Origin of the sequence: Acinetobacter sp. AKBS16 (assembly GCF_002899995.1) — a bacterium.
Taxonomy (GTDB): Bacteria; Pseudomonadota; Gammaproteobacteria; order Pseudomonadales; family Moraxellaceae; genus Acinetobacter; species Acinetobacter baumannii.
Genome location: NZ_POYH01000067.1, coordinates 1 through 786 on the forward strand (window position 1 = coordinate 1; position 786 = coordinate 786).

General features: G+C 38.5%; 1 protein-coding gene. It reads left to right on the forward strand.

The window, feature by feature from the left end; genetic code table 11:
* A partial coding sequence (locus tag C1642_RS12040; RefSeq protein WP_146035325.1) for a DcaP family trimeric outer membrane transporter occupies positions 1-723 on the forward strand: 723 nt, incomplete at its 5' end.
* Positions 724-786: the final 63 nt, after the last annotated feature.

A 786-nucleotide genomic window follows, 5' to 3' on the forward strand; every position in this document is an offset into this window, starting at 1 on the left:
TCTCCAGAAACACTAGACTTTACTGGTGCAGTAGGTACAGGAACCACACGTACAGTACAGGTTCGCTATACTCAACCAATTAATGCTCAACAAAAAATATTAGTTGCCTTAGAAGGTGGTGATGTTGAAAAAGTGAGTAATGCTGCTGGAGGAAGCCGTTTCCCTGCTCTAACAACTCGTTATGATTTCAAAACCGCAGATAATAAAGGCTTATTACAGCTTCATGGTCTTGCCCATGAAAATCGAGTAGCGCCTAAAGATAGTTCATCTGAAGAAAAATTTGGCTGGGGTGTAGGCATCGGCGGTAAGTACGATATCACGCCTCAGGATAGTGTGGTTGCCAACTATTATCATGTTAAAGGTGATGGCCGCTATTTATCTTATAGCAACTCTGCGTATGCATACGATACAACTACTCAAGATATCAACTTAGGTGAATTTGATAGTGCGGTGATCGGCTACCAACGGAAATGGAGCCCTATTCTCCGCTCTACTCTCGCAATAGGCGGTATTCAATATAAAGATGATAGCGTCTATGCAAATAGCAATTTAACTAATACTAGCTATAACAAAGAAATTTATAACGCTTTGGTCAACTTAATCTGGAATCCGGTTAAAAATATTGATTTAGGTGCAGAATATACTTACGGCCAGCGTGAAACTTTTGCAGGTGATAAAGGTGATTACTCACGCATAAATTTATTAGCAAAATATAATTTCTAAAATTTAGATGAAAAAAAAAAGAGCCACTCATGGCTCTTTTTTATTGTCACAATTAGTGCATTG